The sequence below is a fragment of the Brevundimonas sp. TWP2-3-4b1 genome (genome assembly GCF_049897665.1).
Classification (GTDB): Bacteria; Pseudomonadota; Alphaproteobacteria; order Caulobacterales; family Caulobacteraceae; genus Brevundimonas; species Brevundimonas subvibrioides_B.
On the sequence record NZ_JAFCWQ010000008.1, the window covers coordinates 62,209 to 86,853 of the forward strand.

Annotated in this window: 29 protein-coding genes; 15 read left to right on the forward strand and 14 right to left on the reverse strand. The window is 68.2% G+C overall.

Features of this window, described 5'->3' with window-relative positions; all coding sequences use genetic code 11:
• Positions 1-32: 32 nt before the first annotated feature.
• On the reverse strand, positions 33-1,151 hold the full coding sequence (gene ald, locus ACP7A5_RS08190) for an alanine dehydrogenase (RefSeq protein ID WP_426041455.1): 1,119 nt from the start codon (positions 1,149-1,151) through the stop codon (positions 33-35).
• A 149-nt stretch (positions 1,152-1,300) separates the two neighbouring features.
• Between ald and ACP7A5_RS08195 the strand changes: the two genes are divergently transcribed.
• Positions 1,301-1,777, forward strand: a complete 477-nt coding sequence (locus ACP7A5_RS08195; RefSeq protein ID WP_426041456.1) for an Lrp/AsnC family transcriptional regulator — start codon at positions 1,301-1,303, stop codon at positions 1,775-1,777.
• Here ACP7A5_RS08195 and ACP7A5_RS08200 read toward each other — a convergent pair.
• The 7 genes from ACP7A5_RS08200 to ACP7A5_RS08230 all read right to left on the reverse strand — a co-directional run bounded on the left by ACP7A5_RS08200 (position 1,752) and on the right by ACP7A5_RS08230 (position 8,414).
• Positions 1,752-1,973: a hypothetical protein gene (locus ACP7A5_RS08200; RefSeq protein ID WP_426041457.1), complete on the reverse strand. Its 222-nt coding sequence runs from the start codon at positions 1,971-1,973 to the stop codon at positions 1,752-1,754. The two genes, ACP7A5_RS08195 and ACP7A5_RS08200, sit on opposite strands and share 26 nt — an antisense overlap.
• On the reverse strand, positions 1,970-3,424 hold the full coding sequence (locus tag ACP7A5_RS08205; protein ID WP_426041458.1) for an NAD-dependent succinate-semialdehyde dehydrogenase: 1,455 nt from the start codon (positions 3,422-3,424) through the stop codon (positions 1,970-1,972). Before ACP7A5_RS08205 ends, ACP7A5_RS08200 begins: the two co-directional genes overlap by 4 nt.
• Positions 3,425-3,613: 189 nt before the next feature.
• Positions 3,614-5,278, reverse strand: coding sequence for an MFS transporter (locus tag ACP7A5_RS08210; RefSeq protein ID WP_426041459.1), 1,665 nt, complete (start codon positions 5,276-5,278; stop codon positions 3,614-3,616).
• Between the two features lie 166 nt (positions 5,279-5,444).
• Positions 5,445-5,582 carry an entericidin A/B family lipoprotein gene (locus ACP7A5_RS08215; protein ID WP_426037882.1) on the reverse strand — a complete coding sequence of 46 codons (138 nt, stop codon included), beginning with the start codon at positions 5,580-5,582 and terminating at the stop codon, positions 5,445-5,447.
• A gap of 50 nt (positions 5,583-5,632) precedes the next feature.
• Positions 5,633-7,348 carry a sensor histidine kinase gene (locus ACP7A5_RS08220; RefSeq protein ID WP_426041460.1) on the reverse strand — a complete coding sequence of 572 codons (1,716 nt, stop codon included), beginning with the start codon at positions 7,346-7,348 and terminating at the stop codon, positions 5,633-5,635.
• Between the two features lie 143 nt (positions 7,349-7,491).
• Complete coding sequence (locus tag ACP7A5_RS08225) at positions 7,492-8,106, reverse strand: sigma-70 family RNA polymerase sigma factor (RefSeq protein WP_425991074.1); 615 nt, start codon at positions 8,104-8,106, stop codon at positions 7,492-7,494.
• Positions 8,103-8,414: a NepR family anti-sigma factor gene (locus ACP7A5_RS08230; protein WP_426041461.1), complete on the reverse strand. Its 312-nt coding sequence runs from the start codon at positions 8,412-8,414 to the stop codon at positions 8,103-8,105. Before ACP7A5_RS08230 ends, ACP7A5_RS08225 begins: the two co-directional genes overlap by 4 nt.
• A gap of 131 nt (positions 8,415-8,545) precedes the next feature.
• Between ACP7A5_RS08230 and ACP7A5_RS08235 the strand changes: the two genes are divergently transcribed.
• The gene (locus ACP7A5_RS08235) at positions 8,546-9,340 is read left to right on the forward strand and encodes a response regulator (protein ID WP_426041462.1); all 795 of its coding nucleotides are present in this window, start codon (positions 8,546-8,548) and stop codon (positions 9,338-9,340) included.
• Between the two features lie 69 nt (positions 9,341-9,409).
• Here the strand turns inward: ACP7A5_RS08235 and ACP7A5_RS08240 are convergent, their stop codons facing one another.
• Positions 9,410-9,745: a hypothetical protein gene (locus ACP7A5_RS08240; RefSeq protein WP_426041463.1), complete on the reverse strand. Its 336-nt coding sequence runs from the start codon at positions 9,743-9,745 to the stop codon at positions 9,410-9,412.
• Positions 9,746-10,068: 323 nt separating this feature from the next.
• Between ACP7A5_RS08240 and ACP7A5_RS08245 the strand changes: the two genes are divergently transcribed.
• The gene (locus tag ACP7A5_RS08245; protein WP_426041464.1) at positions 10,069-11,088 is read left to right on the forward strand and encodes an NADP-dependent oxidoreductase; all 1,020 of its coding nucleotides are present in this window, start codon (positions 10,069-10,071) and stop codon (positions 11,086-11,088) included.
• A 17-nt stretch (positions 11,089-11,105) separates the two neighbouring features.
• Positions 11,106-11,513 carry a MaoC family dehydratase gene (locus ACP7A5_RS08250; RefSeq protein WP_426041465.1) on the forward strand — a complete coding sequence of 136 codons (408 nt, stop codon included), beginning with the start codon at positions 11,106-11,108 and terminating at the stop codon, positions 11,511-11,513.
• Positions 11,514-11,707: 194 nt separating this feature from the next.
• Here ACP7A5_RS08250 and ACP7A5_RS08255 read toward each other — a convergent pair whose 3' ends face one another.
• Positions 11,708-12,508 carry a SapC family protein gene (locus ACP7A5_RS08255; RefSeq protein WP_426041466.1) on the reverse strand — a complete coding sequence of 267 codons (801 nt, stop codon included), beginning with the start codon at positions 12,506-12,508 and terminating at the stop codon, positions 11,708-11,710.
• 84 nt (positions 12,509-12,592) lie between these two features.
• Positions 12,593-14,620, reverse strand: a complete 2,028-nt coding sequence (locus ACP7A5_RS08260; RefSeq protein ID WP_426041467.1) for a TonB-dependent receptor — start codon at positions 14,618-14,620, stop codon at positions 12,593-12,595.
• A gap of 103 nt (positions 14,621-14,723) precedes the next feature.
• Between ACP7A5_RS08260 and ACP7A5_RS08265 the strand changes: the two genes are divergently transcribed.
• Both ACP7A5_RS08265 and ACP7A5_RS08270 read left to right on the forward strand, forming a co-directional pair.
• The gene (locus ACP7A5_RS08265) at positions 14,724-15,209 is read left to right on the forward strand and encodes a Fur family transcriptional regulator (RefSeq protein WP_426041468.1); all 486 of its coding nucleotides are present in this window, start codon (positions 14,724-14,726) and stop codon (positions 15,207-15,209) included.
• A 71-nt stretch (positions 15,210-15,280) separates the two neighbouring features.
• The gene (locus ACP7A5_RS08270; protein ID WP_426041469.1) at positions 15,281-16,168 is read left to right on the forward strand and encodes an alpha/beta fold hydrolase; all 888 of its coding nucleotides are present in this window, start codon (positions 15,281-15,283) and stop codon (positions 16,166-16,168) included.
• 1 nt (position 16,169) lies between these two features.
• Here ACP7A5_RS08270 and ACP7A5_RS08275 read toward each other — a convergent pair whose 3' ends face one another.
• Complete coding sequence (locus ACP7A5_RS08275; RefSeq protein ID WP_426041470.1) at positions 16,170-16,511, reverse strand: hypothetical protein; 342 nt, start codon at positions 16,509-16,511, stop codon at positions 16,170-16,172.
• A gap of 112 nt (positions 16,512-16,623) precedes the next feature.
• Between ACP7A5_RS08275 and ACP7A5_RS08280 the strand changes: the two genes are divergently transcribed.
• From ACP7A5_RS08280 to arfB, 9 genes are all read left to right on the forward strand, one after another.
• Entirely contained in the window at positions 16,624-17,388 is a 765-nt protein-coding gene (locus ACP7A5_RS08280) for an electron transfer flavoprotein subunit beta/FixA family protein (RefSeq protein WP_426041471.1), read from the forward strand.
• Entirely contained in the window at positions 17,388-18,317 is a 930-nt protein-coding gene (locus tag ACP7A5_RS08285; RefSeq protein ID WP_426041472.1) for an electron transfer flavoprotein subunit alpha/FixB family protein, read from the forward strand. The genes ACP7A5_RS08280 and ACP7A5_RS08285 overlap by 1 nt, the downstream gene beginning before the upstream one ends.
• Before the next feature lie 110 nt (positions 18,318-18,427).
• Positions 18,428-18,724, forward strand: a complete 297-nt coding sequence (locus ACP7A5_RS08290) for an autorepressor SdpR family transcription factor (protein ID WP_426041473.1) — start codon at positions 18,428-18,430, stop codon at positions 18,722-18,724.
• A complete protein-coding gene (locus tag ACP7A5_RS08295; RefSeq protein ID WP_426041474.1) occupies positions 18,721-19,098 on the forward strand; it encodes an ammonium transporter in 378 nt (125 codons plus the stop codon). The genes ACP7A5_RS08290 and ACP7A5_RS08295 overlap by 4 nt, the downstream gene beginning before the upstream one ends.
• Before the next feature lie 13 nt (positions 19,099-19,111).
• The gene (locus tag ACP7A5_RS08300) at positions 19,112-19,390 is read left to right on the forward strand and encodes a DUF167 family protein (RefSeq protein WP_426041475.1); all 279 of its coding nucleotides are present in this window, start codon (positions 19,112-19,114) and stop codon (positions 19,388-19,390) included.
• Between the two features lie 81 nt (positions 19,391-19,471).
• Complete coding sequence (locus tag ACP7A5_RS08305) at positions 19,472-20,962, forward strand: amidohydrolase (protein ID WP_426041476.1); 1,491 nt, start codon at positions 19,472-19,474, stop codon at positions 20,960-20,962.
• Entirely contained in the window at positions 20,962-22,314 is a 1,353-nt protein-coding gene (locus ACP7A5_RS08310; protein ID WP_426041477.1) for an amidohydrolase family protein, read from the forward strand. The genes ACP7A5_RS08305 and ACP7A5_RS08310 overlap by 1 nt, the downstream gene beginning before the upstream one ends.
• A gap of 195 nt (positions 22,315-22,509) precedes the next feature.
• On the forward strand, positions 22,510-22,971 hold the full coding sequence (locus ACP7A5_RS08315) for a YaiI/YqxD family protein (protein ID WP_426041478.1): 462 nt from the start codon (positions 22,510-22,512) through the stop codon (positions 22,969-22,971).
• Positions 22,968-23,369: an alternative ribosome rescue aminoacyl-tRNA hydrolase ArfB gene (gene arfB / locus ACP7A5_RS08320; RefSeq protein ID WP_426041479.1), complete on the forward strand. Its 402-nt coding sequence runs from the start codon at positions 22,968-22,970 to the stop codon at positions 23,367-23,369. The genes ACP7A5_RS08315 and arfB overlap by 4 nt, the downstream gene beginning before the upstream one ends.
• Here arfB and ACP7A5_RS08325 read toward each other — a convergent pair.
• Together ACP7A5_RS08325 and ACP7A5_RS08330 are read right to left on the reverse strand one after the other, a co-directional pair.
• On the reverse strand, positions 23,366-24,079 hold the full coding sequence (locus tag ACP7A5_RS08325; protein ID WP_426041480.1) for a hypothetical protein: 714 nt from the start codon (positions 24,077-24,079) through the stop codon (positions 23,366-23,368). The two genes, arfB and ACP7A5_RS08325, sit on opposite strands and share 4 nt — an antisense overlap.
• Positions 24,080-24,110: 31 nt before the next feature.
• Complete coding sequence (locus ACP7A5_RS08330; protein WP_426041481.1) at positions 24,111-24,635, reverse strand: hypothetical protein; 525 nt, start codon at positions 24,633-24,635, stop codon at positions 24,111-24,113.
• Between the last annotated feature and the right edge of the window lie 10 nt (positions 24,636-24,645).

A 24,645-nucleotide genomic window follows, 5' to 3' on the forward strand; every position in this document is an offset into this window, starting at 1 on the left:
CAAGGGTCCCGCAAGGGGAGAGGGGGTAGCCGTCAGCCCTTGGCCCAGACGCCGAACGGATCGGACCAGCTCAGGCCCATGGCTTCGGCGACCGCCGGGTAGGTGATCTCGCCCTTGAGGACGTTGAGGCCGCGCGCCAGGTGCGGGTCCTTCTTCAGCGCTTCCAGGCCGTGGTTGGCCAGGGCCAGGCCGAACGGAAGCGTGGCGTTGTTCAGGGCTTCCGAAGAGGTGCGCGGGGCGGCGCCCGGCATGTTGGCGACGCAGTAGTGGACGACGCCGTCGACGACGTAGGTCGGATCCTCGTGGGTCGTGGCGTGGCTGGTCTCGAAGCAGCCGCCCTGGTCGATGGCGACGTCGACCAGGACCGAGCCCGGCTTCATCGACTTCAGATGCGCCTTCTTGATCAGCTTGGGGGCCTCGGCGCCCGGAACCAGGACGGCGCCGATGACGACATCGGCCTTGACCACTTCTTCGTCGATCGCGCCGATCGAGGAGTAGCGGGTGATGACGCGGCCGTTGGTGACCTCGTCGATATAGGCCATGCGCGGGATCGAGCGTTCCAGCACCACGACCTCGGCGCCCAGGCCCATGGCCATGCGCGCAGCGTTCAGGCCGACGACCCCGCCGCCCAGGACCAGCACGCGGGCCGGAGCCACGCCCGGTACGCCGCAGAACAGCAGGCCCATGCCGCCGTTGTGCTTGAGCAGGGTCTCGGCGGCCGAGAAGACGGCGATCCGGCCGGCGACCTCCGACATCGGCGCCAGCAGCGGCAGGCCGCCGCGCGCGTCGGTGACGGTCTCATAGGCGATGGCCGCGCATTTCGAGGCCAGCAGGCCCTTGGTCTGCTCGGGGTCAGGCGCGAGGTGCAGGTAGGTGTAGAGGATCTGGTCCTCGCGCAGCATCTCCCACTCGACCTTCTGCGGCTCCTTCACCTTCACGATCATGTCCGAGGTCGCGAAAATCGTGGCCGCGTCGGGGACCAGGGTCGCACCGGCCTTGACGAAGGCGTCGTCGGTGAAGCCGGCGCCGAGGCCTGCGCCCGTCTGGACCGTGACCGTATGGCCGTGGGCGATGTATTCCCGAACGGCCGTGGGGGTCAGGCCGACCCGGTGTTCGTTCTTCTTGATTTCCTTGGGAACGCCGACGCGCATCAGATCTCTCCGGTTCAGACGGGCCCCGCGAGGCCCGGGGGCCGACTGAGGCGATGGCTGTATCTTCTAGCGACCCGCGCCGTGCAGGTTCCTGTTCTTTTCGGCAAGTGATCAGCGTAAAGTCGCAGAAACTTGCGCAAAGGGTAGACATGAAGGCCGTTTCCGCTGTCGCTCTCGATGGGACCGACAGAAAGATGCTCCGGGCGCTGCAAACGGACGGGCGGATGACCAACACGGATCTGGCCAAGGCGGTGGCCCTGTCCGAGAGCGCCTGCCTGCGTCGACTGCGGGCGCTGGAGGGGGCGGGGGTGATCAGCCGCTACGCCGCCATCATCAACGAGCGCGCCGTGGGCCTTCCGATCAGCGTCTTTGTCACCGTGACCCTGTCGTCCCAGGCCGAGAGCGCCCTGACCGCGTTCGAGACCGCGATCACGGGCGTGCCGGAGGTGGTGGAATGCTATCTGATGACCGGCGGATCCGACTATCTGCTACGGCTGGTGGTGCGCGACGTCGACGATCTTGAGCGGGTCCACGCCAAGGCCCTGACGACCATCCCCGGGGTGACGCGGGTCTCGTCCAGCGTGGCGATGCGGACGGTGGTCAAGCGCGGGGCGCTGCCGGTCTGAATACCCGGAACAGGGCGACGACCAGCCACACGAATGCAATCACCAGCACCAGATCGCTGGCCAGCTTGATCATCCCGTAGAGCGTCACCGTCTCCACCGACCGCGTCGTCGCCTCGGCCGCTAGCGCCGTCAGCCCGGCCGCGATCAGCAGCGCGACGGGCCACACCATAGGCTTCAGGCGACGGTTGAATTTCATTTCAGTGCCAGGGTGACCTGTTTGATGTCGACGTATTCCTCAATGCCGTGGGTCGAGCCTTCGCGGCCGTAGCCCGACTGTTTGACCCCGCCGAACGGGGCGACGGCGGTCGAGATCAGGCCGGTGTTGATGCCGATCATGCCCGCCTCGATGCGGCGGCCGATGCGCATGGCGCGGTCGAGGTCCCGGGTGAACAGGTAGGAGGCGAGGCCGAACTCGGAGTCGTTCGCCTTGGTCAGACATTCCTCCTCCGTCTCGAACGGGAAGACGGGGATCAGGGGGCCGAAGGTCTCCTCGTGGCGGAACAGTTCGTCGTCGCCGCCGAGCGTCACCGTCGGCTGGAAGAAGCGACCGCCCAGTTCGTGGCGCGCGCCGCCGGTCAGGACCTTGCCGCCCGAGGCCTGAACCCGTTTGAGGTGATCCTCGACCTTGGCGATGGCCTTGTCCTCGATCAGGGGTCCGACCTTGACGCCATCCTCGAAGGCAGGGCCGACGGGGATCTTCGAAACCGCCTCGGCGAGTTTCGTCGCATAGGCCTCGGCGACCGAGGCCCAGACATAGACGCGGTTGGGGCAGACGCAGGTCTGGCCCGAGTTCCTGAACTTGCCCTTGATCGTCTCGGCCACGGCGAGATCGAGATCGGCGTCCTCGAACACGATCAGGGGGGCGGCGCCGCCCAGCTCCATCGACACCCGCTTGAGAGTCGGGGCGCACTGCTCGGCGAGCTTCCTGCCCACCGGGGTCGAGCCGGTGAAGGACAGTTTGCGGATCAGGGGCGAGGCGGTCAGAACGCCGCCGATCGTCGCCGCATCGCCGGTGATGACGCTGAGCGCCCCCTTGGGCAGGCCTGCCTTGTAGGCGAGTTCGGCCAGGGCGATGGCCGTGAACGGGGTCTGGGACGCAGGCTTGACCACGGCGGTACAGCCGGCGGCGAAGGCGGGGCCAAGCTTGCGCGTCAGCATGGCGGCCGGGAAGTTCCACGGCGTGATCAGGGCGCAAGGGCCGACGGCCTCGCGGAAGGTCAGGATGACGTGGCCCAGCGGACTGTCCTGGGTTTCGCCCATCAGCCGTTCGGCCTCGCCCGCGAACCATTTGATGAAGCCGTTGGCGTAGGTCACCTCGCCTTTGGCCTCCTCGAACGGCTTGCCGTTTTCAATGGCCATCAGGGCGCCGAGCCCTTCGGTGTTCTCATCGATCAGCCGCGCCCATTCGCGCAGGAAGGCGGCGCGTTTGTGCGGGTCGGAGCGCGACCAGTCGGGGAAGGCGTCGTGCGCCGCCTGGATGGCGCGCTCCGTCCCGGCGACGCCGAGGTCGGGGATATGGCCGATGATCTCGCCGGTCGCGGGATCGTCCACGGCGATGCCGTTGGCGCCGGCAGGGATGGCCTCTCCGGCGATGAAGGCTTGCTCGCGCAGGAGCTTGAGGCCGGCGTTGCGGGCGGCGGTGTTCATGAAACCAATCCTCGAACGTCTCCCTCCCCCGCGGGGGAGGGTGGTCGCGAAGCGACCGGATGGGGAGGGCAAGGCGACGCGATCCGACGCATAGGTGCGGCGTTGCCTTGCCGCCCCCACCCGACTTCGCCTTCGGCTCAGCCACCCTCCCCCGAGGGGGAGGGAGAAGCCGTTGTCTGATCTAACGCCTCAGTCGCCGATCGTATGCAGGTCGCGGCCCTTCGTCTCCGGCAGGAACAGCAGGGCCACGACTGCGGCGACCGCAGTGAAGCCGACCGAATACCAGAGGCCGAAATAGATGTTCCCCGACCAGGCCACGAGGGCGAAGCTGGCGGCGGGCAGGAGGCCTCCGACCCAGCCGGTGCCGATGTTGTAAGGCAGGCTCATGGCCGTATAGCGGACCCGCGTCGGGAACAGCTCGACCAGGGCCGCGGCCTGGGGGCCGTAGACGGCGGTCGCCGCCACCATGAAGACCATCAGGATGGCGAAGACGGCGATCAGGTTGATGCCTGCTGGATCGGCCCTGGCCGGATAGCCGGCCTCGGTCAGGGCCGCCTTGACGCGGGTCTCGACATCGGTGCGGGCGGACTTCAGGGCGGCGGCGTCGAGGCCTGCGCCCTCGACCGAGGCGATCTCGACCGTACCGACGCGGACGGCGGCGAGCGAACCGGGCTCGGCGGCAAGGTTGTCGTAGCTGACCCCGGCGTTGGACAGCACGGTCTTGGCCAGGTCGCAGGATGAGGCGAAGGCGGTCTTGCCGACCGGATCGAACTGCACGGCGCAGGTCGCCGGGTCGGCGATGACGGTGACCGGGGCCGAGGACTGGGCCATGGCCAGGGCGGGGTTGGCCGCCTGCGTCAGGGCGTGGAAGCCGGGGAAGATGGCGATCAGGAACAGGGCCATGCCGCCGATCATCACAGGCTTGCGCCCCACCCGGTCCGACAGCCAGCCGAAGAAGACATAGAGGAAGGCTGAGGCCACGGTGATGGCCAGGATCATCATGTCGACTGTGGCGACCTCGACCTTCAGCACCCGCTCCATGAAGAACCGGGTGTAGAAATAGCCCGCGTACCAGACGGCCCCTTGCGCGAACATGATGCCGACCAGGGCGATCAGCACGAACTTGCCGACCTTCCAGGTCCCAAAGCTTTCGCGAAAGGGCGCCTGTCGTTCGGTGCTCTCGGCCACCATGCGCTTGAAGGCGGGGCTTTCGTTCAGCTTCAACCGGATCCACAGGCTGATCACGAGAAGGAAGAAGGACAGCAGGAAGGGGATGCGCCAGCCCCAGGCGTCGAAGGCCTCGGTCCCCAGGATCCAGCGGGTGATCAGGATGACGCTCAGCGCCATGATCAAGCCGATCGCGGCCGTGGTCTGGATCCAGCCCGTGAGGAAGCCGCGCTTCTTCGGCGGGGCGTGTTCGGCGACATAGATGGCGGCGCCGCCGTATTCGCCGCCGAGGGCGAAGCCCTGCAGGACCCTCATGAACAGCAACAGGATCGGCGCGGCGATGCCGATCTGGCCGTAGTCAGGCAACAGGCCGATGGCGACAGTGGCCACGCCCATCAGGGAGATGGTCACGAGGAAGGTGGTCTTGCGCCCCGTCTTGTCGCCGAACCAGCCGAACACCAGCGCGCCCAGCGGCCTCACGACGAAGCCGACGCCGAACGTTAGCAGGGCCAGGATGTAGGAGGTCGCCTCGCCGACGTCGGCGTAGAAATGGTGCGCGATGATGGTCGTCAGCGAGCCGAAGATGAAGAAGTCGTACCACTCGAACGCCGTGCCCGCGGCCGAGGCCGTCACGACGGTTTTCAGACCCGGTTCATCCGTGTCCTGCTCGGTGGTCGTGTCGGTCATCGCTTTCCCCGCCTGTGAGTCCGGGCGTCGTCTGCCGGACGCCTCGCGATAAGCCTAGCGGCGTCTCTCGCGGGGGCCAAGCGGACAAGCGAAGGCCCGCCGGACGGGGGACCGGCGGGCCTTCTTCATCCACGCCGTGTCTCGAGAGACCGCGACCCGAAAGGGATCAGTTCTTGGCTTCTTCCGCGGCGCCGGTGACGGCCTGGCCGGCGGCCGAGGTGTCGCGGCCGACACCCGAGATGGTGTTGCAGGCGGCGGTGGTCAGGGCGGCGGCGGCGGCGATCAGTACGAAAAGCTTGCGCATGAGGAACTCCTGAAATCTCGAGGCGGAGAGGGATCTCGCCGTGTGAGATGTCAACGCGAGGTGCGGCTGAGGGTTCCGGGCGTGACCGTGGCGTCGCTGGGCTTGAGGTCGTCGGGATTGGTGGGGCCCACAGCCTCGGGTGTGGCGAAGACCATACGCGCGATCGTGCCGCCGCCGGGGGCGGGCAGAAGCTCGGCCTCGCCGCGCAGCTGTTTGGCGAAGGCGCCCATCAGGGTGCGACCAACCCCGCTGCGGCCCGCCTCGTTGGAAGAGCCGGGACCGTCGTCCTGAACCTCCAGCGTACTGGTGTCGCCAAGGACGCGGAAGCGGACCTGAAGCGCCCCGCCGCGACCGGCGAAGGCGTGCTTCTGGGCGTTGGTGATGGCCTCGACCAGCCACAGGGCCAGCGGCGCTAGCTTGTCGGGATCGACCACCAGACTGTCGGCGTCGATCGAACTGGTGACGGTGTGGCCGCGTCCGGATTCCGAGGCCACCAGCTGACCGACCAGCTCGGTCATGAACTCGCGCGCGTCGGCGTGGCGGATGTCGTCGGACTGGTAGAGGGTACGATAGATCAGGGCGAGGGCGGAGATGCGCTGGCGGGTGTCGCCCAGCGCCGCCTTGGCCGGTTCGTCCTTCAGGGCCCGCTGCTGCATCGACAGCAGGGACGAGATGATCTGCAGGTTGTTCTTCACCCGGTGATGGATCTCGCGCATCAGCGCGTCCTTTTCCGACAGGCTTTCGTGCAGGGAGCGGTCGCGGGTGGCGATGGCCTCGGCCAGTTCGTCGAGCGTCTGGGCCAGCCGGCGGATTTCGGCGGGTGCCTGGGCCGCCTGGACCGGACGGACGGAATAGCGGCCGCGCGCATAGAGGGCGGCGATCCGCTCCAGATAGTCCAGCCAGCGCACCACGATCCGCTCGGACACCAGCATGACGGCCCCGAAGGCCGTGACCCAGGCGGCGAGCGGCAGGATCAGCACGCCGATCGGGTTCAGTCGGGCCCAGGACAGGAGACCCGGCGAGGGGGCGGAGATGACCACATAGACATCGCGGCCGGCCAGGGCCGCCCCGGCATAGTCGCGATGCTTCCCGGTGGCGTCGTCGGCTTCAAACACCGAGGACTGGTCTTCGCGGGCGCGTTCGACCCAGCCCAGCAGGCCGGGGCCTTCGTTGAAGGTGAAGGCGCGGATGTCGGTAGAGACCAGGACGCGGCCCTCGGCGTCGGTCAGGGCGGCCTGGGCGTCGTCCGGCAGGGACGGGTCGGCGATGTCCGGCTGCAACACCGACAGGGGCAGGACCGCAGCCATGGCTCCGGCGAAGACGCCGCGCGGTCGGTCCCAACGCACCCCGACCACCAGCGCAGGTGTACTGCTAAGGTCCGACGAGGCGCGAGCCAGAGTCACTTCCTCGCCCTGCCGCAGCCGCTGGAACCAGGGGCCGTCGGCGAAGGAAACCCCCTCGCCGACGATCGGCGTCGGCCTGGAGTCGCAGACCGGTTGTCCGCCCATGCCGATGCGATAGAGGGCGTCGTAGCCGTCGAGCCGCTGGACCAGCGCCGCAAGACGCGGGCCGCAGTCCGGTCCGCTCGCCTCCGGGGCGAGGGCGCTCAGGAGTACGCTCGCCGAGTCCAGCCGGGACTTGGCGGCCTCGGCGGTCCGTTCGGCGGCGAACTGCAGGTCGCCGCGGCGATCCTCGGCCTGTCGACGGAACTCCACCTGGGCCTGGAAGGCGCCCAGCAGGAGGATGGGCATGAGGGCGATGGCCATGGCCAGGCCCAGTCGGAAGCGGATGCCCTGGACGTGAATCCGCCCGCCTCCGGACGCGCCCGCGCGTCGCGCCCAGAACCGACTGAAGGAAGAGGCCGCGCGGCGGGCGATACGACCCCGCGCGGGCCTGGGAGAATCCACGATCAGCCCTGCCGAGCGCCGCTCAGACGGTCGGCGTCGGCAAGAATGGAGCGCATGGCGTCGCCGGCCGCACGGCCGTCACGGCCATAGCCGCCGCGCTCCAGGGTCGCCGCCAGGGCCTTGCGGGCGCGGCTGACGCGGCTCTTCACCGTGCCGACGGCGCACTGGCAGATCTCGGCCGCCTCTTCATAGGCGAAGCCGCCCGCGCCGACGAGGATCAGGGCTTCGCGCTGTTCCTCGGGCAGGGTGTTCAGGGCCTGACGCAACTCGTCCAGGGCGACCGGCGCTTCGGGATCATCGACGGCGACCAGGGTCCGTTCGGCGGCTTCCTGATCCAGCTGGGACGAACGCCACGAGCGACGCTTCTCCGAATAGAACTGGTTGCGCAGAATCATGAAGGTCCAGGCCTTCATGTTGGTGCCCATCTGATAGGAGGCGCGGGCGTCCCAGGCCTTCATCATGGCGTCCTGCGCCAGGTCGTCGGCGGCGGTCGGATCGCCCGTAAGGGTGCGGGCGAAGGCGCGCAGATGCGGGATCAGCTGGACCAGTTCGCGCTTGAACCCCTCGTCGTCGGCGGAGGGAGGCTTGGGCGCGGTCGAACGGCCTGAGACGCTCACGCCTTGTTCTCGTCGGAAGCGCGCTGGTCGGCGCGGCGCAGGATTTCCAGGAACTCATCGGGGACGGGCTCGTTGACGACCTCGTCGAACAGGTGGCGCAGCTTCACGCCGATGGCCTGCTGACGCAGCCGCGCTTCCTCAAGCGGCGGCTCCCCGCCTGCAGGCCGGGCATTGGCGGGTTTTCGCCCGGAGTCCGATGAATCGATCATGTATGTCTGCGCCGCCAATCGTTGAAACTCATCCGCGAGTATGCGCCGGCTCAACGCGCCGGGCTTCTTGTTCAGGCCGTCAACGTCGCTCGCGCGCACGAGTTCCGTTGGCTGCGCATTTTATGGTGAAGCTAAATCAGATCCGTTGGAACCGTGACGGTCGTGATACGTTCGATCGCCAGGCGTGCCGCGATTAAAGGCGCACGGTCGATTTGTCGGGGAATATCTAAATGAGCCTTCTGGCCAGACTTGCGCCGCACCTGCCCTACGTCCGCCGTTACGCGCGGGCCCTTACCGGGGATCAGGCAACGGGCGACAACTATGTGCGCGTGGCGCTGGAAGCCCTGGCCGCCGGCGAGCGCCAGCTGTCGCCCGACATGACGCCGCGCGTGGCCCTGTATCATGTGTTCCATACGATCTGGTCCACGACCGGCGCCCAGCTGGAAGACACCAGCGGCATGGAAGGGCTGACCGATGCGTCCAGCCGACTGATGCGGATCGCTCCGCGTTCGCGTCAGGCCTTCCTGCTGACCGCGCTCGAAGGATTCACGCCGTCCGAAGCGGCGCAGATCCTCTCGGCCGACGCACATTCGGTCGAGCGGCTGATCGGCGACGCCCAGGCCGAGATCGACGCCGAACTGGCTACCGACGTCCTGATCATCGAGGACGAGGCCATCATCGCCGCCGACATCGAGAGCCTGGTTCGCGAACTGGGGCATAATGTCACCGGCACGGCGACGACGCATGATGAGGCGGTCGATGCGGTCGCCCGCCATCGTCCGGGCCTCGTCCTGGCCGACATCCAGCTGGCCGATGGTTCGTCGGGCATCGACGCGGTCAAGGATATCCTCAAGAAGTTCGACGTGCCGGTGATCTTCATCACCGCCTTCCCCGAGCGTCTGCTGACCGGAGAGCGGCCGGAACCGACGTTCCTGATCACCAAGCCCTTCCAGCCGGAAACGGTGAAGGCGGCGATCAGCCAGGCCCTCTTCTTCCACCCGACCCGCCAGAAGGAAGTCGCCTGATCCCAGCGCCGCCCAGGCAATGAAAAGCCCCGCCGGATCGGTCCGGCGGGGCTTCTTCGTGTGCAGGGATCAATTGGCGGGCTGATTGACGTTCGGGGCGGTCCCGGCCGCCGGCGAGGTCGGCTCGCCCGTGGCGGTGGTGGGCGCATCGGGAGTGGGCGGACCGGAATTGTCGAAGGCGGCGGCATCCACCGCCTGGGCGCCGGTGTTGGAGTTCTGGGAGGCGAAGCCGCCGTTGGACACGAACCACATCCCCAGCAGGAGGATGGCCGCCGCACCCGCCGAAACGATCAGCAGCAACAGCATGCGTTTGCCGGGTCTGGCGCCTCGCACATACTGGGCATCGACCGGGCGGCCTTCGTGGACGGCGTCGGCGGCTTCGGAATGGGGGTCGTGATGGGTCATGGGGCTGCTTTCCGACGGTGAACGTCCAGGTCAGACAACGCTTCGGCGAGCGGGGCCGTTCCGTCCGGGCGGCCTGTCGTGCAAGCAGCGAGAAAACATCGCCGAACAGGGGAACCGTTATGAAATGACGTCGTTCTCAATCTGCGGAGGCGGCGACGCCCCCCCCGACCGGACCGGCCTCAGCCGGTCCTGCCGCCTTCGCGCCTCATTCTCGATGATGCCACTTCAAGGCGATCCCCCAGGGGATCGCCTTTTTCTTTGCTCTGCCCGCGGCCTGTGCCCATGATGGGTCTGCAAAAGAAACCAACCCGGAGATGACGACCATGGCCCTGACCAATCGCCAGTGGGTGCTGCGCCAGCGGCCGCAGGGTCTGATCAAGCAAGACGACCTGGAACTGGTCGAGAGTCCGGTTCGTGATCTGAAGGACGGCGAGGTCCTGGTCCGCACCGTCTATCTGTCGCTGGACCCGACGAACAGGACCTGGATGAACGACGCGGTCGGCTATCTGCCGCCGGTGGGCCTGGGCGACGTGATGCGCGGCCTGACGCTCGGCGTCATCGAGCAGTCGAAGTCCGAAAAATTCAAGGAAGGCGACCTCGTCACCACGGCCATGGGCGGCTGGAGTGACTATGGCGTGGTGCCGGACAGCGGCGTGAGCCGGGTGCATCGCGCCCCGGGCATGCCGCTGACGGCGAACATGTCAGTCCTGGGCATGACGGGTCTGACCGCCTGGGCCGGCGTCACCGACGTGCTGCGGCCCGAGCCGGGACAGGTCATGGTCATCTCGGCGGCAGCCGGGGCGGTTGGCTCGATCGCCGGCCAGATCGCCAAACAGAAGGGCGCCCATGTCATCGGCATCGCCGGCGGACCCGAGAAATGCCGCTGGCTGACCGAGGAACTCGGGTTCGATGCCGCCATCGACTACAAGAACGAGGACGTGGGCGCGGCGCTCGACCGGCTGGCCCCGAACGGCGTCGATCTGAACTTCGAAAATGTCGGCGGCGACATCATGGTCGCGGTGTGGAACCGGCTGAACATCCACGCCCGGATGGCCGTCTGCGGCATGGTCTCGGCCTATAACGCCACCAAGCGGCCGCCGTCGCCGGATCTCAGCCGCCTGATCACCCACCGGATGACGATGCAGGGCTTCCTGGTCATGGACTATTCGCCGCGCGCCAGGGAGTTCATCGCCGAGGTCGGGCCGTGGCTGGCGTCGGGCAAGGTCCAGTGGAAGGTCCATGTCGACAACGGCCTGGAAGGCGCTGTGACATCGCTCAATCGGCTTTTCACCGGCGACCATGACGGCAAGCTTCTGGTACGCGTCTCCGAAGAACCGGCCTGATCGAACAAAGGGACACCATGAGCGATCCGCTGCATGTTCATTTTGAGGACATCGAGAACGGCCAGGTGCTTCAGCTCGGCGCCTGCGCCGTGGACGAGGCGGCGATCGAGCTGTTCGTGGCGCATTTCGCGCCAGGCTGGGATCCGGCCTATGGCGCGCCGGATGCGCTCGTCTATGCGTTGTGGAGCCGGCTGACGGCCGACAAGGCCGCCGGCTGGGCCCAGTCGAAACTGCTGGCGGTCGACGGCCTGCGCTTCATGCGCAATCCGCCGGCCGGTGAATTGCTGCGCGGTCGGATGACGGTGATGGGCAAGGACCCAGTGGGTGACGACAAGGGCATCGTCATCGCCCAGCACGACCTGCTCGACGAGGGCGGCCGGCTGGTCTTCTCGTGCCTGACCCGGGGGGTGTTCGTCAGGCGGTAGGTGAAGAGAAGTCTCCTCCCCGTCGCGCAGCGATGGGGAGGTGGCTCGTAGCGGAGCGGAGTGGAGGAAGGGCCGCATGCGACCCGACGACGGGAGGGGTTCTTTGTGCGCGCAGAACCCCTCCGTCTGCTCGCAAGAGCTCGCATCCACCTCCCCATTCGCGAAGCCGCGAACGGGGAGGAGACGTTTCAGTCTTAGGCGTTACCCGCTGGCAGTTCGCCGTTGTCGTTCGCGCGCTGGAAGGCCAGGGCGATCAGGCGGTCCCAGCCGAGCAGCGACACCAGGTGGGCGTAGATCTGGCCCAGGGCGCCGTTGTCGCGCAGTTCCGCCAGCTTCTCGGCCGGAAGGAGCTTCAGCTTCTCTTCCGAGACGGCGAAATAGTCGGCCAGCTTCTGGGGTTCACCCGGCTCGCCGCGCTCGTTGCGCGGCGTGAAGACGGCTTCGCGGACGTCGAACAGGTCCAGGTCCGTCAGCAGCTTGATGAAACTGTCGGTGCGCTGGCGCTCCTGCTCGAAGTTGTTGCAGAATTCCATGGCCTGGTTGACGTATTCGGAGGGCTTGCCGTCCTCGAACAGCGGCGCCTGGCCGCCCTCGACGATGAACGGCGCATCGCGGTCGATGCACAGAATCAGGCGCTGGCCCTGCGGGTCGTTGGCGAAGACGAACGGATAGCGGCGGACGTAGGCGGGGATGTAGGCCTCGGGGCGGAACTCGCCCTTGGCGCTGACATAGAGGTTTTCGCTCTGGCGCAGGCCCATGACCGCGACCGGCTGTTTGGACTCGCCGAGGAAGACCACCGGGTAGGACAGGGCAGCCGGGGCGAACTCGGTCACCGTCAGCGGCACGACGTGCGAGGCGGCGACGAAGGCGTAGGGCTTGTCGATCGGGTTGACGCCCAGCTTGCCGTGCAGGTCGCTCGAGAGCGGCTCGGGCTTGGCGTAGAACAGGACGTTGCCGTCGAGGCCGGAGTCGTTGGAGGCGGTGGTGTCGGTCATGGACTCGAGAGCTCTGGGAATGACGGAAAGGCGGGCCTTCTAGCGGAACCGGCCCGCCGCCGCAAACCGGTGCGCCTGTCGCGCTTAAAAGCGCCAGGTGACGCCGACCCGCAGGTTCCGTCCGGGCTGGGGCGCGATGTCCTTCAGGAAGGAGGCGTGTTCGCGCGCCTCCTCGTCCGTCAGGTTGTGCGCCTCGGCGAAGACGGTGACGTTGCGGTCCGCGAACGGTCGGACAGAGCCGGACAGATTGACCATGGTGTAGCTGTCGGTCGGCAGCTCGAACGCGGCGGTCTTGTCCTGTTCGCCGACGTGGCGGACCTCAAGCTGGGTGTCCCATCGGGCGTCGGTCCAGATCAGGCGGCCGGTGACCGAGTATGGCGGAATGCGCGCGGCCGGACCCAGGTCGGTATCGGCCTTCACATAGTCGGCCGAGCCGCCGAGCTTCAGGCTGCGTTCGCCCGATTCCCACAGCGCATAGTCACCCTCGATCTCGAAGCCGGTGAAGGTCGCGTCGGTCTGGACATAGGCGAAGATCGGGAAGGGCTGGCCGTCGAAGTCGAAAGCGGCGCCGGTCGGGCGCTGGTCGATGAAGCCGTCGTATTTCGCCCGATAGACGTGCAGATCGCCGTCCAGCGCGCCGCGCGACAGGTGGACCGTCCCCTCGAGGGTCAGGACCTTCTCGGAATTGAGCGTCGGATCGCCGAGCTCATAGGCCGCCGTGGCGACGTGGACGCCGTCGGAGAACAGTTCGACCTCGCTCGGCGCTCGCTCGCTCGACGACAGGCTGAGGCCGAGGAACAGGCCCTGGGCCGGCTTGACAAAGACGGAGCCCGAGGCGGACCAGTTATCGAACTGGCGATTGATCTCCGACGTCCCGCCGATCGGGGTGGCGGACAGCTCGCGGCGGTCGTAGCGGACGCCGCCCTCGAAGCCGTAGGCGTCGAGATCCAGCCGCTGGACGGTGTAGAGGCCGGTTTCCTGAATCGAGGTCGCGGGGACGAAGGCCTCATCGCCGATGGCGTCGAATTCGCGGTCCAGCACCTGGACCCCGACCACGCCCTGCCAGCCGTCGCGCTGGCGCTGGATCAGTTCGGCCCGGCCCTCATAGCCCGAGGACTGGAAGACGGTGCCCACCCTGGGGCCCTCGAACTCGGTGTGCGCGTAGTCGGCATAGCCGGCCGAGAGGTTGAACGACTGGAACCAGGGGGTATCAAGCTCCCGCTCGGCTCGGAAGTCGTAGCGCGTCTGTTCCAGGTCGATGGAGACATCGGGCTCGGCCACGGTGCCGTAGTTGGACCGGGTGTTCTTGATCGAGACGCCGACGAAGCCGCGGTCGTCGACATAGGAGACGCCGGCGCCGACCTGTTCGATCTTGGCGAAGGAGTTGACCACGGTGCCGGCGTCATCGCGGGCCACGCCATCTGCATCCGCAAGCCGCTGTGAGATGGCCGAGCCGGGGATGTCGTAGTCACCGCTGTCGCGCCGGAAGCCGTCGACCGTGAACACGAACGGGCCCGCGTTGGCCGCCAGGCGTGCGCCCAGGCCATAGCCTTGGTCGACGCTGGAATACTGGGTCGAGACATGGCCGTCGACGCCGCCCTCGACCGCATGGGTCGGGATGCGTTCATCGAGGATGTTGACCACCCCGCCGATGGCCGAACCGCCGAAAGTCAGGGTCGAGGGGCCGCGCACGACCTCGATCCGGCTGGCCTCGGCGGGATCCACAGCGACCTGGTGGTCCGGCGAGACGGCCGAGGCGTCGATCATTCCGAGGCCGTTGGTCAGGACCTGAACCCGGGGACCGGACAGGCCGCGAATGACGGGGCGGCTCGCGCCCGGCGCGAAGCTGGACGAGCGCACGCCCGGCAGACCGGCGACGAGGTCGCCCAGGGTCTGGACCGGGGCGACGGCCAGGGCCTGTTCGTCCAGCACGTCGACGGCGATCAGACTGGCGTTGTCGGTGACACCGAAGGGACGTCCCGTGACGATGACGTCCTCAACCGCATCGGCCTGTTGCGCGGGTGGGGCGGTCTGGGCGGAGGCGGCGCCGGCGAGGGCGCTCGAGGCGACGGCCACGAGAAGGGCGGAACGGGACAGGTAAGCAGGACGCATGACAATCTCTCGGGAGCAAGAGGTCGAAGTGTTATGAGATAACATCACGCGTAGTCAAGCCGCGACGGTTGCGATGGGGCCTCGCGCGGCTTAGCTCTGGCCCATGGGTTCCCATTGCGATCACGCGCACGACGAAACCGGCCTCGACGCCGGAGAGGTCGGCCGCGCCCTGGCCTCTGCCGAGGCCCGCTGCGTGCAGCAGGGCGAGCGGATGACCGCGCCGCGCCGCCGGGTGCTGGAGTTGTTGCTGCAGGCCGGCGAGGCGGTGAAGGCCTATGACCTGATCGCCCGCTACGGCCTGGACGGCGTCGCCGCCAAGCCGCCGACCGTTTATCGCGCGCTGGAGTTTCTCGAGAAGACCGGGCTGGCCCACCGCATCGCCTCCATCAGCGCCTATGTCGCCTGTTCGGTGGGTGACCGGGCCCACGCCGCCGCCTTTCTGATCTGCGACTGTTGCGGCGCGACCGAGGAGGTCACGCCGCCGGAGGGCGAAGCCCTGCAACAGGCCGCGACCGCCGCCGGCTATGCGCTGGAGCGGACCACGATCGAGGGCCATGGCCGCTGTCCCGCCTGCCGTGTAGCGGCATGACCGGGAAACCGCGTCGCCGCATAGGCGGATAGACGCTGGCGTCGGGGTCTCCGGCTCCCTAGGTTTCCCGCATGAACGCTGCCCGGCTCTCCCCGCCCCGCCGCATGACCGTGCCCATCGCCAATCGATGGGGCGACGGAGACATGTCGCTGCTCGATTTCGGCGACCCCAGGCGGCCTGTCGATCTGATCTTCTGTCACGCCAACGGCTTCAACGCCGCGACCTATCGCTCGATTCTGGCGCCGCTGACGTCGTCCCTGCGCATCCTCGCGCCCGATCTGAGGGGGCATGGGGCAACCACCCTGCCGCTCCCGACCGGCCGGAAGGGCTGGCAGGATCACCGCGACGACCTCGTCTCACTGCTCGACAGCCTGGACGGACCGCCGGTGGTCATGGCCGGCCATTCCATGGGCGCGACCAGCGCCATCCTCGCGACGGCCGAACGGCCCGGGAAGGTCTCCCAGGTCGTCGCCCTCGATCCGGTCGTCTGGAAGCGCTGGATGGTGGCGGCGCTGCAACTGCCGCTGCTGAACCGTCTGCCCGGCCATATCCCGCTGGTGAAGGGCGCGCTCAGACGTCGTGCGCGGTTCGACAGCCGGGAACAGGCTCTGGCGGCCTATCGCGGCCGGGGCGCCTTCAAGGGCTGGTCCGACATCATGGTGATCGACTATCTCGGCGCCGGCCTGACCGAGGACGGCGACGGGTTCGGCCTGGCCTGTCCCCCGACGTGGGAGGCCTCGAACTATTGCGCCCAGGGGCACGATCCCTGGAAGGCGATGCGCGATTGCGGCCGGCCGATCCGCATCCTGAAGGCGGAGATCCACTCGACCTGTGCGGTCGAGGCCGCGCCGCGCGGCCTGCCGCTGGTCTCGGTCGAGACGGTGGCCGGCGGCACGCATTTCTTCCCGATGCTGCGCCCCGATATCGCCCGCGACGCCCTGTTCGACGCTGCTGTCTAGATCATTTGCCGGTCTTGGCGGCGTAGTCGGCGCGGTCGCGCTCCGTCGCCGCGGCCCGGGCGGCGCGCTCGGCAGCCAGCCGGTCCTCGATCGCCAGCAGTTGGCGGTTCTGCTCATTCGAAGCCTCGGCCCGCGTCACGCCGGCCGGGCGGCCGGTGATGTCGGGCAGGTAGATCGGCTGGACGCACTCGCGCCCCTCCTCATACCACCAGCGGCCGCTCTGCGCGCAGGCGTCGGCGGGCGCGACATAGAAGCGCTGGAAGGCGAAGGCTCCGGCGACGCAGACGGCGAACAGTCCGAAGAACAGGATCGACAGGCGTCGCATGGTCAGGAAGCGGTTCATCGAAATCTCATTCCCGGCGACGCTTCAAGTTCACGTCGCGTTACGTTGACAGGCTCCTTCGCCCGTTCCATTCCCTGCCGCAACATTCCGGCGATCCTATGGACAGTCAAACATGAAGGTTCTCGTCCCCGTCAAACGGGTGATCGACTATAACGTCAAGGCTCGCGTCAAGGCGGACCAGACCGGCGTCGATCTCGCCAACGTCAAGATGAGCATGAATCCCTTCGACGAGATCGCTGTCGAAGAGGCGGTTCGTCTGAAAGAGGGCAAGGAGCATCATGCCGCCGGCACCGCGACCGAGATCGTGGTCGTCTCCATCGGCGTGACCCAGGCCCAGGAAACCATCCGCACGGCCCTGGCCATGGGCGCCGATCGCGGCATCCTGATCCAGTCCGACGCAGACCTGGAGCCGCTGGCCGTCGCCAAGCTGCTGGCCGCCGTCGTGGCCGAAGAGAAGCCCGACCTGGTCCTGATGGGCAAACAGTCCATCGACGGCGACAACAATGCGGTCGGCCAGATGCTGGCCGCCCTGCTCGACTGGCCCCAGGCCACGTTCGCGGCGAAGATCGAGATCGCCGGCGGCACGGCAAAGGTCACGCGCGAGGTCGACGGCGGCAACCAGACCCTGTCAGCGGCCCTGCCGGCCGTGATCACGGTGGACCTGCGCCTCAACACGCCGCGCTACGCCTCCCTGCCCAACATCATGAAGGCCAAGAAGAAGGAGATCGCGATGAAGGCGGTCGCCGACTACGGCGTCGATACGGCCAACCGGCTGACGGTGGTCAAGGTGACGGCCCCGCCGACCCGCTCGGCCGGGATCAAGGTCGCCGATGCGGCCGAACTGGTGTCCAAACTCAAGACCGCGGGAGCCCTGTAATGGCCGTCCTCGTCATCGCCGACCACGACGGTTCGGCCGTCCGCGACAGCACGAACAAGACCGTGACCGCGGCCCTCGCCCTGTCCTCCGACGTGGACATTCTGGTCGTGGGCTCGGGCGCCAAGGTCGCCGCCGATGCCGCCGCCAGGATCACTGGCGTGCGCAAGGTGCTGCTGGCCGAGAGCGGCGAGCTGGGCCACCAGCTGGCCGAGGCCGTGACCGCCACGGTCGTGGCCCTTGCCGCCGGCTACGACGCGTTCCTGTCTCCCGCCTCGATGGACGGCAAGAATTTCATGCCGCGGATTGCGGCGAAGCTGGACGTCGCCCCGATCTCCGAGATCGTCGAGGTCGTCGCCGCAGACACCTTCGTGCGCCCGATCTACGCCGGCAACGCTCTGGAGACGATCCAGTCGTCGGACGCGAAAAAGGTCATCACCGTGCGTCCGACCGCCTTCGTCCCTGCGGCTGACGGCGGCTCGGCCCCGGTCGAGACCGTGGCCGGTTCGGACGCCGGCAAGGCGGCCTTCGTCGGCGAGGAGATGGTCAAGTCGGACCGTCCCGAACTGGGCGCCGCCAAGATCGTCGTCTCCGGCGGTCGCGCCCTGGGCTCGGCCGAGGAGTTCCATGCCGTCATGGATCCCCTGGCCGACAAACTGGGCGCCGCCGTCGGCGCGTCTCGCGCAGCTGTGGACGCCGGCTACGCCCCCAACGACTATCAGGTCGGCCAGACCGGCAAGGTCGTCGCTCCGGGCCTCTACATCGCCATCGGCATCTCGGGCGCCATCCAGCACCTGGCCGGGATGAAGGACTCCAAGATCATCGTCGCCATCAACAAGGACGCCGACGCCCCGATCTTCCAGGTCGCGGATTTCGGCATCGTCGGCGACTACAAGACGGTCGTGCCGGAGCTGATGGCCGCTCTGGGCTAACGCCTTCTGAGGCTTCGAACGGGGGCGCGGCGCCGATAGGCCCGCGCCCTTTTTAATGCCCGGAGATCAGGCTTCTTGACTCATTTCGATGATTAGCTAATTATCGCATTATGAGCAGTGTCTTCAGGGCCCTTTCCGATCCGACCCGCCGGCGGGTGCTTCAGTTCCTGCGTCAGGGGCCGATGAGCGCCGGCGAACTCAGCGCCCGGTTCCAGGTCTCCAAACCGACCATGTCGGCGCATTTCGCGGTGTTGAAGGAGGCCGATCTGGTCCACGCCGAGAAGGTCGGAAAGTCCGTCATCTATCACCTGAAGCTCTCGGTGCTCGAAGAGGCCCTGCTGGGCTTCGTCCATTCATTCGGCCGCGGCGCGGAAACGCCGACGCCCAAAGAGGAGCCTGCGAAATGAACAAGGACCTGATCAACAGCCTCGCCTGGGGCGGCGGCATCCTCGTGCTGGCGCTGGCTGCAAGCCTCGCCCGCAACCTCGGCTTCATCGACCAGGAGACGACGATCCGGATCGTCCTGGGCGCCACCGGCCTGATGATCGCCTCGTTCGGCAATCGCATACCCAAGACCTTCGCCCCCAGCAACTGCGCCCGAAAGGCCCAGCGCGTCACCGCCTGGTCCATGGTGCTCAGCGGCCTCGTCTACGCTGGAGCGTTCGTCTTCGCGCCGACCATCATGACGGCGGTCGTGGTCGGATGCGGCGCGGTGCTCCTCGGGATGGCGGTGACCTTCGGCTACTGCCTGTCGCCGCGGAACCGGGCGAAGGCGGCCTGATCAGGGCGACGCCATGGCCCGGATCGCCATCAAACTGACCCCCGGCGCCGCCTCTGACCGCATCGACGGCTGGGATGTCGACCCCGAAGGGCGGCCGGTCCTCAAGGTCCGAGTGCGCGCGCGACCGGTCGAAGGCGGGGCCAACGCCGCCCTGATCCTGCTGCTCGCGAAATCTCTGGGCGTGGCCCGTTCGGCAGTGTCCCTGGCGCGCGGCGGACAGTCCCGGCTGAAGATGATCGAGGTCGAAGGCCGTGATGATGCGGAGCTTCGCGCCCGCCTTACAGGAATGTAATGTTTCCGCCTTTGACGGACGGCCTGGGACGCTTTTGTAATCCGCCCCGTTCCGCGCCGTCGGCGCGAAGGGGAGCGTTCAATGATCCGTCACGCCTTGAGGGGCTCCAGCCTCGCCGTCGTCGCCTGCGCTCTGGCGCTATCGGCCTGTGCCACCACGGACACTGACGCCCCGCCCGCGGCCGACGGTTCGAGCAGCGGCGGCGCCTCCACGGATCGCACCATGGCGCGCGGTCTGGACGCCTCGACCAACCTCGATCCCTATCCCTCGACCTACCAGCCGCTGCCGCGTGACAACGTCGCCATCGTCGGCGGCACGGTCCTGACCGGCACGGACCAGCGCATCGAGAACGGCGTCGTCTTGATGTCGGACGGCAAGGTCGAGGCCGTGGGCCCGGCCTCGACGCCTGTCCCCGCCGGCTACCGCGTCGTCGACGCACGCGGCCGATTCGTGACCCCGGGGGTCATCGACGTCCACTCCCACCTCGGCGTCTATCCCTCGCCCGGCGTGAGCGGCATGAGCGACGGCAACGAGGCGACCAGCCCGAACACGGCCCAGGTCTGGGCCGAACATTCGATCTGGCCCCAGGACCCCGGGTTCAACACCGCCCGCGCCGGCGGGGTTACGACCCTCCAGATCCTGCCCGGCTCGGCCAACCTGTTCGGCGGCCGCTCGGTGACGGTGCGCAACATCCCGTCGATCACCATGCAGGGGATGAAGTTCCCCGGCGCCCCCTATGGCGTGAAGATGGCCTGCGGCGAGAACCCGTCGCGCGTCTACGGCGGCCGCAACCAGTCGCCGGCCACCGGCATGGGCAATGTCGCCGGCTATCGCGCCGCCTTCATCGCCGCTCAGGACTATCGCGAGAAATGGGACAAGTGGCGTGAGACGGGCGAAGGCTCGCCCCCGACCCGCAACCTGCAGAACGAGACCCTGGCCGGGGTGCTGGACGGGTCGATCCTGGTCCAGAACCACTGCTACCGCGCCGACGAGATGATGGTGATGCTCGATATCGCCAATGAGTTCGGCTACCGCGTTACGGCCTTCCACCACGCCATCGAGGCCTACAAGATCGCGCCGCAACTGGCCGCCGCCGGCGTCTGCGCCGACATGTGGACCGGCTGGTGGGGCTTCAAGATGGAGGCGCTCGACGCGGTCGAGGAGAACGCCGCCTTGGTCGATGCCGCCAAGGGCGGTTGCGCCGTCATCCACTCCGACGACGCCCAGCTGACCCAGCGCCTGAACCAGGAAGTCGCCGCCGCGCTCGCCGCGGGGCGTCGCGCCGGGCTGAACATCAGTGAAGAACACGCGATCAGCTGGATCACCTCCAACGCCGCCCGCTCGATCGGAATCGGCGACGAGACCGGTGCGCTGACGCCGGGCCTGCGCGGCGACGTGGTGATCTGGAGCGCCAATCCGTTCTCGGTCTACGCCCGCGCCGATCAGGTCTTCATTGACGGCGCTCTCACGTTCGACCGCTTCGACCCACGCTATCAGCCGGTCTCGGACTTCGAGCTGGGCCAGCCCGGCTTCGGCATCGCCGCCGCCAACATCGTTCCGGGAGCCCGCTGATGCGCCGTTTCGCCCTCATCTCCCTTACCGCTCTGGCGCTGTCGGCCATGCCCGCACTGGCGCAGGTGACCGCCATCACCGGGGGGCGTGTCCTCACCGGCACGTCGGTGATCGAGAACGGCACGGTCGTCATCTCCGGCAGCCGTATCGTCTCGGTCGGGACCGGCGCCGCTCCGGCCGGCGCGCGCGTCATCGACGCGCGTGGCAAGGTGGTCACCCCCGGTTTCGTCGCCGTCGATTCCGGCCTCGGCCTGACCGAGATTTCGTCTGTCGAGGGGTCTGAGGATCAGTCCAACGGCGCCAACACCATCTCGGCCTCGTTCGACGTCAGCTACGGCCTCGACCCCTGGTCGATCGCCATTCCGGTCGCGCGTCTGGGCGGCATCACCCGCGCCATCGTCGTCCCCAACCATCCGGGCGGCTCGGGCGGTCACCAGCATCAGGATGACTCGGACTTCGCCGGCGCCGGCTCGGGCGGGTTCCAGACGCCGGGCCTGTTCGCGGGTACGGCCTCGGTGATCCACCTGGCGGCCGGGACCGACATCCTGGTCCAGCCCCGCGTGGCCATGGTCGCTCCGTTCGGCGAGGCCGGGGCGGGCGTCGCCGGCGGCGCGCGCGGCGCCGAATTCACCCTGTTCAAGGAAACACTGGCTGAGGTCCGCCTCTATGCCCGCAACAAGGCCGCCTATGACCGCGCGGCCCTGCGCGACCTGTCGATCTCTCGCGCCGATCTCGAGGCCCTGATCCCGGTGGCTGACGGTTCGATGCCCCTCATCGTCACCGTCCACCGGGCGGCCGACATCCAGCAGATCCTGCGTCTCGGCCGCGAGGAAGGGGTCAAGCTGATCCTGGACGGCGCCGAGGAAGGCTGGCTGGTCGCCGCCGATATTGCCGCCGCCGACGTGCCGGTGCTGCTCAACCCCATCTCCAACCTGCCGGGCGATCTCGAGACCCGGGCGGCGCGGATGGAGAATGCCGCGGCCCTGAACGCCGCCGGGGTTGTCATCGCCATCAAGGGCAACGAGGGCTCGGTCCACCGGGCGCGCGAGGCCCGCTACAACGCCGGCAACGCCGTCTCCCACGGCCTGCCGTTCGAGGCGGCGATCGCGGCCCTGACGGTTAATCCGGCGCGTATCTTCGGCATGGCGGGCCAGTTCGGCGAGCTGCGCGCGGGCGCGGCGGCCGATGTGGTCGTCTGGTCCGGCGATCCGCTGGAGCCGCTGTCGTCGGTGACGGCGGAGTTCATCAACGGCCAGGAACAGTCCCTGACCAGCCGCCAGATCCTCCTGCGCGACCGCTATCGCAATGGCGGGCGTCAGGCCGGAGGGATGCCGGTGGCGTATGGGAATTAAAGCCCTCTCCCCCTGCGGGAGAGGGAGCCGGCGCACGAGAGCGAAGCGATCGTTCTTGCGCGGGCGGGTGAGGGGTCACGCCGACGGTCGGGACAAGTCCTGGCAGCGCTGACCGGTCAGGTCAGCGTGACCCCTCATCCGTCAGCCTTCGGCTGCCACCTTCTCCCGCAAGGGGAGAAGGGCTATCTCCGGCTCATGTCCGCCCCCCGCCTCTTCATCGACGCCGACGCCTGTCCGGTGAAGGACGAGGTCTATCGCGTGGCGGCCCGCTATGGCCTGCAGGTGTTCGTGGTCTCGAACAGCTGGATCAATACGCCGCGCGAAACGTGGATCGAACAGATCGTCGTCGACGCCGGTCCCGACATCGCCGACGACTGGATCGCCGAACGGGCTGGACCGGGCGATATCGTCATCACCGCCGACATCCCGCTCGCCGACCGCTGCCTGAAATCCGGGGCCCAGGCGCTGAAATCGAACGGCCAGCCGTTCACGCCGGACTCGATCGGCTCAGCCCTCGCCGGGCGGATGGTGGGCGAGCATCTGCGCTCCATGGGCGTCGCCACCTCCGGCCCGCCGCCGTTCGGCCCCAGGGACCGTTCGGCCTTTCTTCAGGCGCTGGACCGCGCGGTGATCATGGCGAAGCGGGCGCCGCGATGACCACCATCCCCGAGAGCGAGCTGGAGTTTCACTTCTACCGCGCCGGCGGGCCGGGCGGCCAGAACGTCAACAAGGTCTCGACCGCCGTTCAAATGCGGTTCGATGCAAAGAACTCGCCCTCGCTGAGGGAGCCCGTGCGCGAACGGCTGATGAAACTGGCCGGCAGCCGGTTGACCCTGGAGGGCGTGATCCTGATCACCGCCGTTCGTCACCGGACCCAGGAGCGCAACCGCGCCGACGCCATCGAACGGCTTCAGAACCTCGTCGACAAGGCCTCGGTGGCCCCGACCTACCGCGTCCCGACCCGGCCGACGCGGGCATCGAAAGAACGCCGTCTTCAGGCCAAGTCGGGCCGCGCCACGATCAAGAGCGGACGCGGCAAGCCGACGCTGGATTAGCGCGGACCGCGATCCATCATCTGCTGCAGCGGCGTGCGCGGCAGGCTCGCCAGGGTCAGGGCGCCGTCCTGATCGGTGTCCAGGGCGATGAACCAGCGGTCCGTCGCCTGCGCCCATTCCTGGGCCGTTACGGTCTGGTTGATGTCGAGGTCGGCGGCCTTGACCGGCTGCGGATAGTTGAAGAACCCGGCCGCAGCGATCGGTCCGTAGGCCAGAGGGCCGGTCGGCGCGCGCTGGCGGGGGGCGCTGCGGCTGCCCTGTTGCTGGGCGGGTTCGGCCAGACCCAGGGCCATGCCGCCGCTGAAGCCTTGCAGACGGCGCCCGGGCTCACGGGGCCCGCCCGCCATGCCCGGCAGACGGGCGCGGGCCTCCGCCAGATCCGCTTCGTAGGCCGCGATCTCGTCGGGGGTCAGCCGCTCGTCGCGGCGCACGTCCAGTGCGCGGAACTGGCGGATCCCGTCGGCGGTGAATTCCTCCGGCGTCACCCTGCCGTCGCTGTCGGCATCGGCGCCCGAGAACCAGCCGGCGACCGGCCAGGGCTCGCCCGGTTCGGCGAAGAACAGCTCGCCGAAGGGACTGACGAACAGACCAGGACCCGATCCCTGCGCACCGCCGGGGCCCCCCATCGGGCCTCCCGGGCCGGACGCGCAGCCGCCGGGGATGAGACCCAGGACGGCCACGCCGAGGACGATGGGGGCGAGACGCTTCATGGAGGGTTCCCGAAAGGAGGGGCGGAGGGGATCAGGCGTCGGGCGACGACCGCTCGGACGATTCAGGCGGCGCCGGGCGGAACAGCAGGGCGGCGATCAGTCCGCCCTCTTCCAGCCCGATCAGCCACTGGGTCGCGGCATTGTCGAAGGTGACCAGATACTGGGCCACGCCATCGTCGACGCCAGACGGCTCGATCGTCTGCAGGTCGCCGAAGCCCTGGACCAGGGGCGAGAAGGTGGTCATCTGGCTGTTCAGGCGACGCCCCAGGTCCGGCGTGAACATCGCCTCCTGGATGTCGCCGGCCTTGAGCTGTTCGATGACGGCGCGCAGCGCGGCCTCGGCCATCTGGGCATCCGAGACCTGACCGCCCGGGACGGCGGGCGCACGCACGGCGGGCGCGGCCGGGGCGGTCGGGTTGTCGAAGGTGTTGGGCAGGGTGGCGGCGGCGCCGCCGCGGGGGGCCAGCTGCGCCGGGGGCGTCGACTGGGCGAGCACGGGCCCGGCCAGGGCGGCTAGGGCGAGGACGAGAAGGGGGATCTTGATCGAGACGGTCATGCGGACTCCG